The 16,259-nt window shown below is 32.3% G+C and carries 16 protein-coding genes and 1 riboswitch; of the genes, 1 reads left to right on the top strand and 15 read right to left on the bottom strand.

The genetic code is table 11. The features are described from left to right. The first annotated feature begins 226 nt into the window (after window positions 1-226). Window positions 227-829, top strand: coding sequence for a hypothetical protein (locus D3P13_RS20825; protein ID WP_157972987.1), 603 nt, complete (start codon window positions 227-229; stop codon window positions 827-829). A gap of 4 nt (window positions 830-833) precedes the next feature. Here the strand turns inward: D3P13_RS20825 and D3P13_RS20820 are convergent, their stop codons facing one another. The 15 genes from D3P13_RS20820 to D3P13_RS20755 form a co-directional block, all read right to left on the bottom strand. Next, on the bottom strand, window positions 834-2,168 hold the full coding sequence (locus D3P13_RS20820; RefSeq protein ID WP_117885406.1) for a Gfo/Idh/MocA family protein: 1,335 nt from the start codon (window positions 2,166-2,168) through the stop codon (window positions 834-836). Window positions 2,169-2,327: 159 nt separating this feature from the next. Then, window positions 2,328-3,359, bottom strand: a complete 1,032-nt coding sequence (locus tag D3P13_RS20815) for a YncE family protein (RefSeq protein ID WP_117885404.1) — start codon at window positions 3,357-3,359, stop codon at window positions 2,328-2,330. A gap of 5 nt (window positions 3,360-3,364) precedes the next feature. Next, the gene (locus D3P13_RS20810) at window positions 3,365-5,191 is read right to left on the bottom strand and encodes a TonB-dependent receptor plug domain-containing protein (RefSeq protein ID WP_117885402.1); all 1,827 of its coding nucleotides are present in this window, start codon (window positions 5,189-5,191) and stop codon (window positions 3,365-3,367) included. 31 nt (window positions 5,192-5,222) lie between these two features. Then, window positions 5,223-5,440, bottom strand: a riboswitch (cobalamin riboswitch). Between the two features lie 318 nt (window positions 5,441-5,758). After that, the gene (locus D3P13_RS20805; RefSeq protein WP_117885400.1) at window positions 5,759-6,406 is read right to left on the bottom strand and encodes a DsbA family oxidoreductase; all 648 of its coding nucleotides are present in this window, start codon (window positions 6,404-6,406) and stop codon (window positions 5,759-5,761) included. Between the two features lie 194 nt (window positions 6,407-6,600). Further along, window positions 6,601-6,753, bottom strand: a complete 153-nt coding sequence (locus tag D3P13_RS21995; protein ID WP_157972986.1) for a hypothetical protein — start codon at window positions 6,751-6,753, stop codon at window positions 6,601-6,603. A 164-nt stretch (window positions 6,754-6,917) separates the two neighbouring features. Further along, window positions 6,918-7,913 (bottom strand): type I glyceraldehyde-3-phosphate dehydrogenase, encoded by a 996-nt coding sequence (gene gap / locus D3P13_RS20800; protein WP_232829261.1) that lies wholly within the window; start codon window positions 7,911-7,913, stop codon window positions 6,918-6,920. 64 nt (window positions 7,914-7,977) lie between these two features. Next, window positions 7,978-8,292 carry an EthD family reductase gene (locus D3P13_RS20795; protein WP_117885395.1) on the bottom strand — a complete coding sequence of 105 codons (315 nt, stop codon included), beginning with the start codon at window positions 8,290-8,292 and terminating at the stop codon, window positions 7,978-7,980. A gap of 90 nt (window positions 8,293-8,382) precedes the next feature. Beyond that, window positions 8,383-8,946 carry a carboxymuconolactone decarboxylase family protein gene (locus tag D3P13_RS20790; protein ID WP_117885393.1) on the bottom strand — a complete coding sequence of 188 codons (564 nt, stop codon included), beginning with the start codon at window positions 8,944-8,946 and terminating at the stop codon, window positions 8,383-8,385. A gap of 76 nt (window positions 8,947-9,022) precedes the next feature. After that, window positions 9,023-9,586 (bottom strand): TetR/AcrR family transcriptional regulator, encoded by a 564-nt coding sequence (locus tag D3P13_RS20785; RefSeq protein WP_117885391.1) that lies wholly within the window; start codon window positions 9,584-9,586, stop codon window positions 9,023-9,025. Window positions 9,587-9,917: 331 nt separating this feature from the next. After that, a complete protein-coding gene (locus D3P13_RS20780; RefSeq protein WP_232829260.1) occupies window positions 9,918-10,247 on the bottom strand; it encodes a CBU_0592 family membrane protein in 330 nt (109 codons plus the stop codon). A gap of 118 nt (window positions 10,248-10,365) precedes the next feature. Next, a complete protein-coding gene (locus tag D3P13_RS20775; protein ID WP_117885389.1) occupies window positions 10,366-11,229 on the bottom strand; it encodes a helix-turn-helix domain-containing protein in 864 nt (287 codons plus the stop codon). A gap of 207 nt (window positions 11,230-11,436) precedes the next feature. After that, entirely contained in the window at window positions 11,437-12,402 is a 966-nt protein-coding gene (locus D3P13_RS20770) for an SDR family NAD(P)-dependent oxidoreductase (RefSeq protein WP_232829259.1), read from the bottom strand. A 311-nt stretch (window positions 12,403-12,713) separates the two neighbouring features. Then, window positions 12,714-14,267 (bottom strand): DEAD/DEAH box helicase, encoded by a 1,554-nt coding sequence (locus D3P13_RS20765; RefSeq protein WP_117885387.1) that lies wholly within the window; start codon window positions 14,265-14,267, stop codon window positions 12,714-12,716. Window positions 14,268-14,488: 221 nt separating this feature from the next. After that, window positions 14,489-15,595 (bottom strand): major royal jelly family protein, encoded by a 1,107-nt coding sequence (locus tag D3P13_RS20760; RefSeq protein ID WP_232829258.1) that lies wholly within the window; start codon window positions 15,593-15,595, stop codon window positions 14,489-14,491. Window positions 15,596-15,735: 140 nt separating this feature from the next. Next, entirely contained in the window at window positions 15,736-16,209 is a 474-nt protein-coding gene (locus tag D3P13_RS20755; protein ID WP_117885453.1) for a cupin domain-containing protein, read from the bottom strand. Window positions 16,210-16,259 lie beyond the last annotated feature (50 nt).

Here is a 16,259-nt window from a genome sequence, read left to right as displayed (position 1 = left end):
CTGAACTTTAAGAACTCTGGGACTGTACTTTTGTTCCTAAAAATAATAGTTTCGTTTTATGGATTGGCATGCTATGCATACATAAAATGAAGGTAATGCTGTCTCGGTTATGATGGCATTTTTTTATTCTATATTCGTATACATTTCCTCCCAATGCATACAATTATCCTTTAATTGGTACGTTTTATGATATAGCTATTGAAAAATCATATAAACATACCCTGTTATGCTATTAAAGAAATCTATATTTACGTTACTACTATTAGTGGCTTTTACACTACCTATGAGTACCCTTTTTGCTCAACAAGACAGTATACCGAAAGAAAATTACAACGTTTCTATTGGTAAATCTATCCTCAATAAAAAACTGTGGTCACAACCCTATCGTTATGAGGAAAAAGTACTACAAACACTTAGTATTCAAGTAAATATTGAACGGTTAGACCGAAAAGCAGAAGAATTTGATTTCAACTTATTTTCAATGACTGATGAAGAGAAAAAATGGAGAATTAGACCTGTAGCCATTTATTATTACAGAGCAGATAGAAAGATCTATTTAAAATCAAAAGCCGACAATCGTAATTATGAAGATTTTGAAAAATACCCCATAGAAGGCTATGAAAATTTTGAAGCCAAAACCTATAAAACAAATACCCTAGGAATAAAAAAGAAGCGTAAAGAATCGCCTTCTATCCAGTCTTTAGATAAAATGAAATTGAGTAGTTCAAAAATTACTTATTATTTAGATTTTCCTGTAAGACCTGAATTTGACTATGGTAAAATATTTTTTAAAGATGCACCTATTGGATTTGCTGGTATAAAGCATTAAAAATCTATATTTCTGGCTTTTCCCATCCATTATGATACGATGCTTTTAGTAACGCATTGGCTTTAGCATTGTTTTTGAACATATTAGCATCAGCATCCCAAAACAACTTTTCGCCAGTCTTATAGGCTATATTGCCCATTTGTGCATTAATGGCAGCAATACTACCCGATTTTATTGGCGTATTTAAGATTTTAGAATTTTTAGATCTAACGGCTTCAACAAAATTCTGTGTATGTAAATCCAAATAATTGACATCTTTGGGTCGTGACTTTGGCAGTATCTCTTCCATCGAATCTTTCGCTGAATCTTCAACAATTACCTCATAACCTCCTCGGTTAACTACTAACGTAGCATTATTACCTATAAAAGCAATTCCTTCTGTTCTACCGTATGGACCTGAATCTATTCCCGTGGCGTGCTCCCAAAGCATATTAAAATTATCGTATTCAAAAATGGTTTGTAAGGTATCTGGTGTTTCAGAGGCATCATCAGGATAAGCTAATTTACCACCACTAGCCATTATTGATTTTGGAGCTGTTGCTCCCATGGCGTATAAAGCAATATCAATTTCATGCACCCCCCAATCAGTCATTAAACCTCCGGCATAATCCCAAAACCATCTAAAATTAAAATGAAAACGATTTGGATTGAACGCCCTTTTAGGTGCAGGGCCTAACCAAAATGGATAATCTACACCCTCTGGTGCTTCTTGATCTGGTTGTGGTTGTACAGGTTTCATCCAACCTTGATAAGCCCATACTTTAACTAGCCGTATGTTACCTAATTTACCTGATCTTACAATATCAATAGCTTCTTTATAATGAGGACCACTACGTTGCCACTGCCCTACTTGCACTATCGTATTATATTTTTCTGCAGCTGCAACCATAAGGTTACATTCTTCAATGGTATTGGAAATAGGCTTTTCTACATAAACTTGTTTACCAGCTGCACAAGCATCCACCATCATTTTACAATGCCAATGGTCTGGTGTACCAATAATTACTGCATCAATATCTTTATTTGCTAGTAATTTTCTATAATCACCATAGGTTTTAATCTTTTTAGCAGCCTTACTATCCTTTTTACGGATTTCTTCAACACGTCTGTTGATTACATTATTATCTATATCACAAATACCAATTAAATGAACGCCTTTATTTTTTAGTATAGAAACGGTGTTAGACCACCCCATACCATTACAGCCGATTACGCCTATACGTAAGGTTTCTTGAGAATTGAAAAGTTGACTTGAAAAAGCAGTTCCATAAGAGGGTATACTTAATGCAGCCATACCTAAGGCAGCATCTTTAATAAATTTTCTGCGTTGGTTTTGCATGGTGATGGTGTTTGGTTAAGCATATAAATTTAACTAAAATATTCTTAGCAAATATATCACCTCGTAATATGCAATTATGATGGTATTTGTAAACCAAAAAAAAACTGCTTAATTTTATTAAGCAGTTTTTTAAATTTTTTAAGAGTAACTTATCTATAATTAATCGTTATCATAGACACCGTTTGCACCAATACCAGCAGAAAAGCTAGTTATAAGAGTTCCATCAAGGTCATAAACTTTTACTTCAGAATTTTCAGTAAATCCTTTTACATCCGTATAAAACAATTTATCATTAACAACATTAAAGCCATATCCAATAAACCATGAAGCGTCATTTACCTGTGTGTCTAATAATTCCGTATTGGCCATTGACGTTACATCTGTAGCATATTTAAAGATTTTAGAACCTGATATAAAATAGATATAGTCATCTTCTACTTCCAATTTACTCACACTTGAAAGTCCATCTTCAAAAGCTATTTCACCTATAACATCATTCGTACTGGTATTTACTTTTGTAATACCTGTACTGTGTAATGCATATAATATACCATCTTCAATCTCCATTGAATTTAAACCATCTCCAACAGTTACTGAATCTATTACAGCATTGGTGCTAGCATCAATTACTGTGATTTCATTTCCGTAACCCCAAGCAGCATTCATAACATACAATTTGCCATTATCTTCTTTAATTTCTTCTACCGTTTTATTAAGAGCTATTTGAGTAATATATTCAAAGCTATTGGCATCAAAAACCTCAACCGATTGTTTACCACTATTGGTTACAAACAATTTATCGTTTTCTACCACTGCATATCTAGGTAATTCAATACTATCGGTTATGGTTTTAACACTATTAAAAGTATATCTGTTTACTACTTCAATTTTATTACTATTATTAACTACTAAAAAAGCATAATCGTCATCAAAAGCTATTGATTGCAATATATCACCCAAGTTACCTCCATTTATACTTGAAAATACAGTATTCGTTTCTTGTAAAAAGTCACTATCAATAAATGTTATTGATGAATTTGGAGATCCAAAATTACCTTCGTTACTTACAATATAACCATTTTCAAAATCACCTTTTGGTAATGGCTCTGGATCGTCAGAATCATCACACGAAGTAAATCCTAATAGGACTGCTAAACTTAATGTACTGAATTTAATAAATTTTCTAATCATTGTTTTTATAGTTTTAAAGTTAAATTAATATGATAGTTTGTACCAGGCATAGGTCTATAGGCCTTGGTTTCATAATTGGTATTAAAAAGGTTATTAACGCCGCCACCAACAATCCAGTTTCTATTTTTTGTAAATGCATAATTCATTGATAAGTTGGTCAATAAAAAATCATTTAGCACAGTGTCTGGATTGTTGTTAGAATAGGTAAAAACCTCTCCGGTATATATAGTGTTTAGCCGTGCAGAAAAATCTGCTATTTTGTAGGATACTCCTAAAGTTGCTTTATGATAGGGTACATATATGAGTTGATAATCTGTTTCTTTATTTTTAGATACGGTATAGCTATACAACGTATTGATTTTAAATTGATGGTCACCTAAGGAAATTCCATATTGCAAATTGGTTTCAATTCCATAAGACTGCACCTTATTTGTATTTACAGGCCTCCATAAATCACCAGAATAAGGCAACCAACGTATTAAATCCTTAATATCATTATAATACCCCGTTAGCGTAAATTTTAAATTCCGCAAATGAATTTCATTAGAAAGTTCATATTGTAAAGATGATTCTGCTTTTAAATCAGGATTTTCAGCTCCCGGCCAATACAGATCATTAAAAGTGGGAATTCTATAATTTTTAGAAATAGATGTTTTTAAGGTATATTCAACAAATGGATGCCAACTCGTACCCACTGAAAATAATAACGGACTATCATAATCTTCATTCAACTCCCCTCTTAACGTTGCCTGATAGGTAAAGTTCTTCGCTAACTTGTGTTTTAAATACACATTTGCACTTCCTGTATTTCGTTGTACATTATCATAGTTTGTACCCGTTGCCGTTGCTAAATTATATTCTCCACCTACATTAAATAATAACTTTTTTAATTGCAATTGATAATTGTAATTGGCAATGTACGTCCACCCATTACCATTATTTGATCCTTCGCTAGTATCCAAATCTGGATAAAACCGATACTTTTCATTAATTAAAGCCAGTTTTACCGTAGACTGATTTTTACCAGAATTATATTGGTATTTTCCCAATACACGTATGTGTTCATCGCTATATTTATTCCGAGTTTGTGTTGTTTCTATAATTGATAAATGTCTTTCACCTGTAAACCAATTAGAATAAATTGAAAAGGAGTTTTTTGCATTGGGCTTATAAGCAGCGTTTAGAGATGCATTGATGTTATAAAATTGGCCATTTTCATTCCTTTGGTCTGAATCTATGTATTCATAATCATTATCAGAATCTAAATAACTAAGCCCGATTTGCAGATTGGTTTTCGCACCCGATATACTGTGATTTGTACTTAAATTTTTGGTATTAAAGCTACCATAAGAAGTATATATTTCATGTGTGTTTTCGGTATCAATATCTAAATTATTATTCAGATAAACCACACCTCCAATAGCTCCTGTTCCAAATTGCGAACTACCACCACCAGGACGCACCAACACTTCTGAAATATTTTGAGTATTGATTAGATTAAAATCTGTTTGTCCTAAAAAAGGAGAGTTTATATTAATACCATTCCACACTACAGCGGTTTGTTGAGCGGTTGTACCTCTAAAAGAGGCTGAAGAAACCATACCAAAACCATTTTCTTTAAAATAAATAGGTGTTTCAAATTGTAACACCTCTGTTAGTTGTGGACGATAATTTTTTAAAAGTGCTTTACTTATTTTTATAATAGGTTGACCAACAGATTTGTCTTCTAATTTATCAGCAGAAAGAAAAACTGTATCCAAGACAGTACTAGTCACTTGCGAAAAGCAAGGAATAGTAAATAAAAAAATAATGATTACGATGTTGTATCTCATAATTTCTGCTTATCCCGAACAGGTAATTTGTTTTAATTGTTTTCAATTGGCAGGTCTCCTGGCTTGCGTCTTATTGTGAACCTTCCCGCGAAAAAAGCAGTGGTAAGTAGCATTACAATAAGCATCTTGAAATACATCAAGACTGAGCGTACAGTTGCGGGAACAGCTTCTGATTTTAACAGAATTCCCATTTAATTTTTCTTTTATTTCTTAAGATAAAAGTGTAAAACCAATAAGCGGCAAATATAACTATTTTTTAGATTTTGAAGTAGCGAATGACATCAAAGTGTCTATAATTTTATACTATTTCTGAATTAGATAATTTAGATAAAAAATAATTACACTATCCTTAAAATTAAGACAGTAATTTATATGATTAGCATAAACTCAACCCCTTTCTATTAGAATCCGCAAATAGATAGGGGTATTACATTCTTAAACTAGCCAAAAAAGGTTTTCTTAATAAATTACCTAAATAACTAGCGTGGTAAATCAATTGGTAAAAACAGGTAAAAGGTAGTTATCCTATTCCTTTTTTAAATTGTTATTTTTTTTCTAAATAACTTCCTATTTTTTACTAATTAGTTCCGAAAGTACTTGTTTAAAAGTTTCTATGGGCTGTGCACCCGTTACTGCACTTTTTCTATCAAATACAATTGTTGGAACAGAGTTTATCCCTAAATTTTTCCAATACCCTTCTTTACTTTTCACATTGTAACGAGCTTCGTCATTATCTAATCTAGCTAATCCCTCTACTGCATTTAAACCAACATCTAATAACGCTTGTTTTAAAACTTCTCTTTTAGATACATCTTTTCGCTCACTAAAAAACGCAGTTGTCAAACGCATTTTTAATTCCGTTTGCTTCTTAAAGTCTTTTGCATAATCTAATAAAACATGGGCATCAAAAGTATTGACCATTCGCATATCATCAAAATAATCGAATTTAAATCCAAGTGCTGCACCAACGTCGGTCATATTTTGTTTCGATGCTATTTGTTGCTCTTTCGTAGAACCATATTTTTCTGTAATATGTTCATCTACATTCTGACCTTCAGCAGGCATATCCGGATTCAATTCAAAAGGGTGCCATTCAATGGCTACTTGATCTTCAACACCTAGTTCTGCAATGGCTTTTTCTAAACGTTTGTAGCCAATGGTACACCACGGACAAACAACGTCAGAAACAATATCTATTTTTAATTTTTCTTTCATTTTTTTTATTTAAATATGTATCATAAAATTCCTAAAACGAATGGTAAGAGAATTTTACAACTTTTTTAGATATATGATTATCAGGTGCATAGTCATAAAAATAATGATATGCACCTTTATATAATTTAAAATTTCATATCAATATTTTCCTTTTTCAACCCTTTTATATAAGCAATAGTTTCATTCATAACTGGTTACATATCACCAACAAATGAAACTGTTATAGGGAAAATAGTGTAATCTTTATTCCTTGCTGCTACTACTTCGTTAGCAGGAACTTCTTCATTATTATCTCTAATATCTCTTAAATATGAATTCCTCTTTTTTTGTTTGATTTTGACTTCCAAACCGGAATTGAGATCATTTCCATAGCTGACTTCGTTTTTTGAAAATCATCTATCGTTGGTTAAAATGGCATTTGAAAAGCGATGTTAAAATCACCCGTATCTCTTGCTTTTAAGGCAACATCAGAAACAATATCTATTTTCAGTTTTTTATTCATGATTAGTAATTATCCTTCCAATAAAATTTGACGAATCATTTGATTTGTAAAACCCCATTCATTATCATACCATGTCATTACTTTTAATAAGTCACCATCAACTACCCTGGTCATACTCAAATCAACTGTTGAGGCATGTGGGTTTTTAACAATATCTGAAGACACTAGTGGTTCTGTAGTTGTCGATAATATGTTCTTGTATCTTTCTGATTTTGCTTCTTCTTCAAAAATGGAATTTACCTCTTCAATTGTTACTGGTCTTTCAGTTACAAATGTAAGGTCAGATATAGAACCAACAGGAATTGGAACACGAAGTGCTACGCCATCAAACTTACCTTTCAATTCTGGTAATGCTTTTGTAGTTGCAATAGCTGCACCTGTAGTTGTAGGTACTATATTTGCCGCTCCTGCACGCCCCATTCTAAAGTTCTTTTTTGATGGTGCATCAACGATCCCTTGTGAAGCCGTATAAGCATGTACAGTGGTCATTATAGCTTTTTTGATACCAATTCTCCTACCTAACACCTCTACTACAGGACTAATATTATTGGTGGTACAACTTGCACATGAAAATATATTTGTCTTACCATCCGCACTATTTACACCATGCACAACTGTGGGAATATCTTCACTTTTTGTAGGTGCAGAAATAATAACAGATTTCGCTCCTGCTTTAATGTGCTTTTTGGCATCATCGCTGCTTGTAAAAAAGCCTGTGCTTTCAATTACAACATCAATCTTATTGGCTGCCCATGGTAACTCTTCAGGATTACGAACAGAATTAAATTGAATTTTTTTACCATTTACATAAAGGTTGATATCATCATGAGTTACCTCATGCTCATAAATACCATACACAGAATCATACTTAATTAAGTAGGCTATATTATCAATAGATACTATATCATTTACTGCGACCAATTCTAAGGTTGGTGTATCTAAAATTACTTTTAGGGCAGCTCTACCGATTCTCCCCATTCCGTTTATTGCTATTTTTTTCATCATAATAAACTTTTAAATTGTTATTGATATCTTTTAATCTTAATCTCTAATACTTTTCTTTCATTTTTTAAAATGTTATCAATTCACTAATTTGTAATGCTCCTTTTACATTACTGTAATTTTTTAAGTCAGCCGCAAAAAATTCAGCATGTGGACCAAATGAAGACTGAAAAGAAGCTACATCATCAAATAGTAAATGTGCAATAGCAACATATGGAGCAGCCTCGCCAAGAACGCTACTTGCTACCCCTAAGTCTAACTCCAACCCTTTTAAGGCATCGCCAACTTTATTAGAAACCATTGGTAAATGATCGTTTTTGTAATAGTCTACATCAAACTTTACATCTTTACTGTTTGGATACATTACAGATACTTTTATCATAATTGTATTTTTTTAATTTACAAATTAATAATCCTTCCGACTAAAAAAACGAAAGGATTATTTATCAATTTAATTTTTTCTTTTTAAAGCTTAAGATGCGACATTATCTTTAGACCAAGCAAACTTTTGAAAAGGAGCATCTACAGGTGTATTCGCAATATGATTCGTGTAATTACTAATTACTTTTTGAGATAAACCTAATATAATTTCTAACACTTGTTGTTCTCCATAACCTGCTGCATAAAAAGTAGCTAACTCTTCTTGAGATACATGACCACGATTTCTAACAATTGTTAACGTCATTGTTCTTAATGCTTCTAATTTTGCACTTTCTAAAGGTGCTTCGTTACGTAAAGCTTCTGTAATACTGTCATCTACTTTCATCATTTTTGCTATTCCCGTATGTGCAGGTACACAGTAATGACATGCATGTTCCACATTTATTGTTTGCCAAACTACAGTTAATTCATCATTATTAAATGAAGATTCTGTAAACAATTTGTGTATTGTTTGATACGCTTCTAAGATACCTGGAGCTCCAGCTAAGACACCGTGCAACCCAGGAATCATTCCGTTTGATTTCAAAGATTGTTCTAATAAAGTTTTGCTTCCTTCTGGAGCTGATTCAATGTCGTGAATTTTTAATGTTGTCATAATTTCTGTTTTATTTTGTTATTGTTATTATTATTTTTTCTAAACAATCGTTTAGTTATTGTGCAAAAAAAAAGGCTTATATATTTTTAAATGTCATCTCAATATAGTCTTCTATTTCTTTTTGCGTATTTACTCTTGCTGCTGCCGCTAAGCCATGTTTAGCTAACAGTAAAAAATTGGCTTCTTTAAGAACCGTCTCTTCACTTTTTGTAGCATCCATACTTAATTTTTCAATAAATAAGGCTTTCAAATTATCCATAAAGGCAACCATTTCCTCTTTAATTAATTGATCCTGGTTTTCTGAAAACTCATTATACGTATTGGTTACCAAACAGCCTTTTTGATTTCCAGCTTTATAATTTGAACTTACAGAGTCATAGAAAAATTGTTTAATATCTTCTACACCACTTGATGCTTTTTTTAATTTATCTAGCGTAGCACCAACTTTCGTTTTATAACACTTTAAACTTTCAAGAAAGAGACCGTGTTTATTACCAAAACTAGAATAGATAGAAAATTTATTAATGCCCATTTCTTTTTCAAGCATTTGCATTGATGTTGTTTCGTAGCCTTTTTTCCAAAAAAGCTTCATTGCTTTTTCAACAACTTCATCTTCTCTATATTCTTTTTTCCTTGCCATTATTTCTAATTACGCTGCAAAACTAAACAATCGGTTAGTAATAAAAAAACTTTTCCGGATTTATTTCTATTTTTTAACCAAACTACGAAATTTCAAATCTCGTTTACTTTCAGCTAAGCCCCTATGAATGTTCTATTTATTTATTGTACAACACCCTTAATGGTTCCCATTTTAGAACTGATTATAGAATGGGGTTTACAGGCAGCAGAAACTAAAGGTGAATTTTATTTGATGAATAAAAGAACTTTAAAAGCATAAAAAGGCAGCCACTGGCTGCCTTTTTTATACATCATAAATTACAATTTTGTATGCATTAAATACTTACAAACCTTCAATAATCCCTTGATTTTAATCGCATCATTAGCATTTGTAAACGTTGATAAAAATAAAGATTTCCATGCACGTTTTCTTTATTAAAAGTTTGATCTTTTCGCTTCGTTTTGTATAACGTAAAAGTTGCCATAATACTCCATATTAAATTAGACACAAATGAAGGGATGGCATTATAATAATAACAATTTATTGCAATTAAAAGTGCTCCAAAAAGATTTAAGTACTTAGCATAATCAAAATACTTTTTATTTTCAATAAGTGTTAGTCCGTAAGCAAGAATTAAAAAGCCAGAACCTGACCATCCTAATATATCAATTACTAATTTCATTTCTCTTAATTTGTTTCATTTTTTGTTGTTAAACTATGAAGCAAAATTGCTCTAAGACCATTAATATATTATGATAAAAAAGCAGCTATAAATGGTAATTTTACGCCATTTTAAAATATTAAAATCGATTTCTAAATTCTATTGGTGTAATATGTTGATGTTTTTTAAAAAACTTCACAAAATTTGTAGGTTCATCAAAACCAAGCGTATATCCAATTTCTTTTACACTATCTGTAGTATGGACTAGCAAACGTTTAGCTTCTAATATTATCCTAGCATCTATCATTTGCTTTGGTGTAATATCCATTATTTTTAAGGTAGCATTACTTAAACGCTTTTGCGTAACATTGAGTTGAATTGCGTATTTACTAACCGATTTTTGTGTTTGAAACTGTTTGTCTAAAAAATCTCTAAACTTAATTACACATTCTAAATCTGACCCTTTATTTATTTGTGTACTATTTTGATTTTGTCTTTCTCTCTCAGACAACAGTAATAAGTTCTGAAGATAATTTCTAAGAATATCTGACTGATAGTTATCTACATCTGAAGCTAATTCCGTTTTAATAAGCTTCATAAAGCTATCAAATACAGCTGTTAAACTTTTCACCTCAATACTAGAAATAGCATATAAATCGTTAAAAAGCATACTACTTCTTAAAAACTTTGTGTCATATTCTGTTTTACAAAAAAAGTTATCCGTAAATAAAAGTATTTCTCCGTCTATAGGCTCTTTACTATCATAACATTGAACACTATTTTTATCGACAAATAAGATAGAATTTGGTTGTATTTCTATAGGATGAAAATCTACCATATGCTTTGGCATTCCACTTTTAAACCAAATAATCTGATAGAAATCTGTTCTATGTGGTATAATTAAATCATCAAAAAGATTCGCATAATGCGTGCCCAAGTCTAAAAGCTCAAACTCATGAGGCACCCCTTCTTTAAACCCATACTTTTTAATATTTGATGTCACGTATAGTGGTGTTTATTTATAAAACAAAAGTATCTATTTTTTGATTGTAAATTTCAACATACTCACATTGAATTATAAATATGAAAAATAAAGAAATAAGAACCCCTAAAAATAAAAAACTCCGAGAGCTATTGCTCTCGGAGTTATAAACTAAATCTATTTAAACCTATACTGCCTAATAAAGATTGGTAAAACTTAAAGAACTATTTATAGTAAACCGTTGGTAATACTTAATAACTTTTCGATTTTACCTTCGTCATACGCATCTGGATGTGCAGGAGAAAAATGTCCTTTAACTTCACCTTTATCATTGTCAAAATAGTTACCTGAATCATTTTTATAGTCTTCAGACAATGCTAAATCAACCAAAATATCGCTCCCTTTTTCCGCTGGTGACCAATGTTGACCATACGCCTCTTTAGCCATTTTTGTATTTAACAACGATCCGGGATTTACGGCAATAACTGTAATATTTGGCTCTTGTTTTGCTAAATTAAAACTCCACATCGTTAATGCTAATTTACTTTGTGCGTAGGTTGAATTTTCGGACTGTTGTTCTTTCCCTGTTAAAACAGCTTCTGAAACTGGTGCTTGTGCTGCAGAACTTAAATTGATAATTCGTGGTGCTTCCGATTTTTTTATGTTCGAAAGAATAGCATTCGTTAATACATAAGGAGCTAAATAATTCACCACCATTCTCATATCTAAACCATCTTTATTCTCTATTGCTTTACTTTTAAAAACACCTGCATTATTGATTAAAATATCAATTTTAGGAATTTCCTTTTTAATTTTATCTGCCATTTTTATAACGGATTCTAAATCTGAAAAATCAGCTACAAAACCTTCTATATTTTCATTATTTGAAGCCTCTTTAATTTCCGAAATTACTTGAAGCACTTTTGCTTCATTTCTTCCGTGTACATATACGGTATGACCTTTTTTCGCTAAATTTAAAGCCGTAATTTTACCTATTCCGTCTGTACTTCCTGTTACTATTATTACTTTAGACATGATTTTTATTTGTTTTATTCTAATGTCACTTTGAGCATAGTCGAAAGGTCTTTTTAGTTGTCGACTATATACATACTTACATTTTCTTATTTTTTTTTGAACCTTGGTATGAAATTCTGGCAATACCTTTTTTGCAATTCGCTCTAAAGTAACGTCCATATTCATCGTATTGAACCTTAAGTTTAAAGCTAAATGATTTACACCTTCTACACTAGTTATAAAACTGCATATACAACATGGTTTCGTCGCTACGCTTTGCCTATCATTAAAGTGGCACCCCTGTCTACTTACGTGGCGGATACATACATATGACCATCTGTGTGGTTATTACTTACACCATCGGGCAAAATTAAATGATCATCTTGTGTATACTACGGTCTTTTGCCAAAACCTCGACTACACTTTTACCCTATTTTAAGTAGCGTTAAATAAACAAAAATACAATCTAATTTCTGGATTATAAGACTCTGTTAATCTTCCGGTGGATGACCATGAATTTGTTCAAAAACGGCATCAAAATTTTCACGAAGATAGGTGTTAAGCTTTTTTTGATAATCCAGTTTTAGCCAACTTATAAAATTATTGGTGCTTTTACTTATACACTTGCCATAAACTTTTATCCTATTATCAATGTCTTCTTTAAGTAATTTTGCCAACGTAAGGGCATCATACACATCTTCACTGTTTTCTATACAGATATAGCCATGTTGTTCAATGGATTTTTCCAAAACCACTTTAGAGGATTCTCCGGAAAAGGTGGTATCCTTATATAAAGCATTAATATCCAAGTAAGTGTCCTTGGATTTTGAAAACTCTGACCGAATGTCATCGGCCAACTCATGTTTAAAGGCACTTTCAATATCTTCATCGTCCTTAATACGGTCTATGTAATAATTCGGGAATTTAAAAATGGCCTCCCAGTTTAGATCTGCACCCCAAGGACCAAAACGATAGATATTATTGCCAAGATCTATAACGGTAAATTTAGATTTGTTGTTCAACACCCGAGAGCCCCTACCAATCATTTGGTAGTACAAGGTCAAGGACTTTGTGGCCCTGTTTAAAATAATGGTATCGATAGTGGGTTCATCAAAACCAGTCGTCAGTATACTTACAGATGTTAGTATGGCGTCTGGAGTTTCATGAAACCACTTTAAAATTTGTTTTCGTTGTTTTTTGGTAGCGGTATTGTCCAAATGCATAATGGGTAACCCTGCATTGTTAAAGGTATGGTATACCTGGATTGAGGTATCTATACCATTGTTAAATATCAATGTTTTTTTTTCCTTGGAATGTATTATATAAGCTTCCAGTAATTTATTTAACATGGACGGACTCGTATACAGGTCCGAAGAAGATTTAACTGTATAATCCCCATTGGAACCTATCTCCAAAGAAGTCAGTCCCATGTCATACTGGTGCGTTTCGGCTCTCGCCAAAAAGTCGTTTTCAATTAAATTTTCTATGGATTCGCCAGGAATCAGCTCATCGTAGTTGCTATTCATGGGCAACTCCTTATTGGAACTTAAGGGCGTAGCAGTAACCCCAAGAATAAATGAGTTTTCGAAAAATTTGAACAGTTTTGTAAACGAATTATAATGAGCCTCATCTACAATGACTAAACCAACGTCCGAGATATTCAATATACCGTCGTTAAGCCTATTATTTAGCGTTTCCACCATGGCCACATAACAATTGTAGCGTTCATGGTCATCTAAATTGGCTTTGCTATTGACTACTTTATTGACCACTCCAAAACTGGTGAGCATTTTAGAAGTCTGGTTACAGAGCTCTACACGGTGTGTCATGACCAAGACCTTTTTTGAGTGATTTTTAAGGTATTGCCGTACCATCTCAGAGAAAATTACGGTCTTTCCCCCACCAGTAGGTAATTGATATAAGAGGTGGTAATCATCTCTTTCATTATCGAACTTTTCAAATATTTGATTAATAGCACCTTGCTGGTAGCTGTAAAGTTCTTTGTCCGTCTTTTTTTCCTGTATTTCAAATAGGGGCTGTTGCATAATATCTTTTTCTTGAGTGTGCAAATGTAAAACCTTCAATAAGTTATTACTAATATATTGAAAGGCTTTCTGAAACAATTCCCTGTTATTTTCTTAAATGATATCCATTGCCAGATATTCATCGTAGGAATTTCACCAAATTAATCCCCAAAACAGGCGGCTATCCGAAAGTTGGCCACTTGCAACCGATGATGTAAAGTCATTAAGTATTTAACTCGGTTTTATCTAAAAGAAACGCCTTCTACTATAGGTTTAAACCTGAAAATATAAAATGGTTTTGTAGAGAGATCTTTACCTTCATTAAATACGGCTCCTCTATTTACTTGTGCTGCAGAAACATACATATAACCATCTACATGATTATAACTTACACCATCTGGCCAAACCATATTAGGGTCTTTTATCATCGTTTTTACACTTTTATCTTTTGCTAAAACAACAGCTACGCTATTCGATTCTAAAGCGGTGAGATAAATATTCCCTTCCGTATCAATACTCATTCCTCCATTGTTTGGTTTCTCTGAATACATTTCAATTCTACCATCTAATTCTGTTTCTGTAAAGTTCTCATTTACTAAATCAATGGTTTTAATTCTGTAGATTTTAGTTCCGTTTAACGGACCATAATAAATGTATTCGAAATTAGCATCAGCGGTAATTCCGTCATTACCCACTAATAAATCAACACCATTAACCGCTAAATGTTTTCCGTTAATTACCGTTGGTGTATTTTCTGGCAACGTTGTACGCGTACCTTCTAATAATCGACGTGCTTTACCCGTTTTCATATCCACAATAATAAATGCACCACTGGTTCCATCTCCTCCATTGCCAATACCTTCATCTGCTATTATAAAATAACCGTTTTTAGTATCTACAACCATATCATTTGGTTGAGCATGCTCAGGTACTACAGGTTTTGGCAAATAATAAATACGCTCTAATTGATTGGTTTTTGTGTTCCAACCCACTATTTTGGGTGTTACATTATTACGTTGTGCCATATCTAACATCCAAACAATTCCGTTTTTATCGTTTCTAATGCCTAAAACATTACTTAAATAATTATCGTCGGTAGTTCTTGGTGTATTCCAAGCTTTATTAGGAAACGGTTGGCTTATTTTTGTTTTAGCATTCATAAGCATTACTCTATTATCTGGTGAGAAAAAGGGATGATGACTATACACTAAATCTCCAGTATTAGTAAACGTAATATTACCAACAGCTTGATCTGTAGTGGCAAAAACCTCTGCTTCAGTTATTGTGTTTTGTGCTTGTATTGACATAACTGTTGTGATGATAATAAATGTGATATTAATGATTTTCATTTTGAATTTAATTGTGTCGTCAGTTCGAGTGACATTCGTTATTTAAAATTTTGTATCAAGAACTTTTACTTAACCCAAACTTCTCGATACTAATTTCTCGTACCTCAAAATTCACTCGAAGTGACGTTCTATTTAAAGTTTTATTTACTCTTTTTTAAATACGCTGGTAATTCTTTGCTTAACCAATCTTCACGCACAGGAACGTGAACATCTAAATCAACCGTTTCTTCTAGAGCCCAAAACTCGTGAGGTACATTTTCTGGAAACACAATCACTTCTCCTGCTCCAACTTCTACAAATTGTTCTTTTCCGTCTATAATGGTCTTGATTTTTACTTTACCAGACATAATATATGTAATCTGCTCATTAGGATGCTGGTGCCAAGGAATATGTGCTCCTTTTTCTAAATTAAAAATGGTCATTTGACCTTTTTCACCATGAAACCACTTACGCTTTATCCCCTCACCAATAGTTTCTGATTCCATTTTATCAAAATTGAAATGTTGCACTTTTGAAATTGCTACAGAATCTTTGGTTGTTACTTGTGCATTTACCGTATTACCTACAAATAGTGTAGTGACCGCTAATGCCGCTATAATTGATTTGAAATTCATTTTTTGCATTATTTATTTGAGTCAGTTCGTGTGAACTTCTTTTTCAGAAT

This window comes from Aureibaculum luteum (assembly GCF_003449015.1).
Lineage (GTDB): Bacteria > Bacteroidota > Bacteroidia > Flavobacteriales > Flavobacteriaceae > Aureibaculum > Aureibaculum luteum.
Note: the sequence above shows the minus strand (reverse complement) of the source record. Positions and strands in the feature narration are given on the sequence as shown.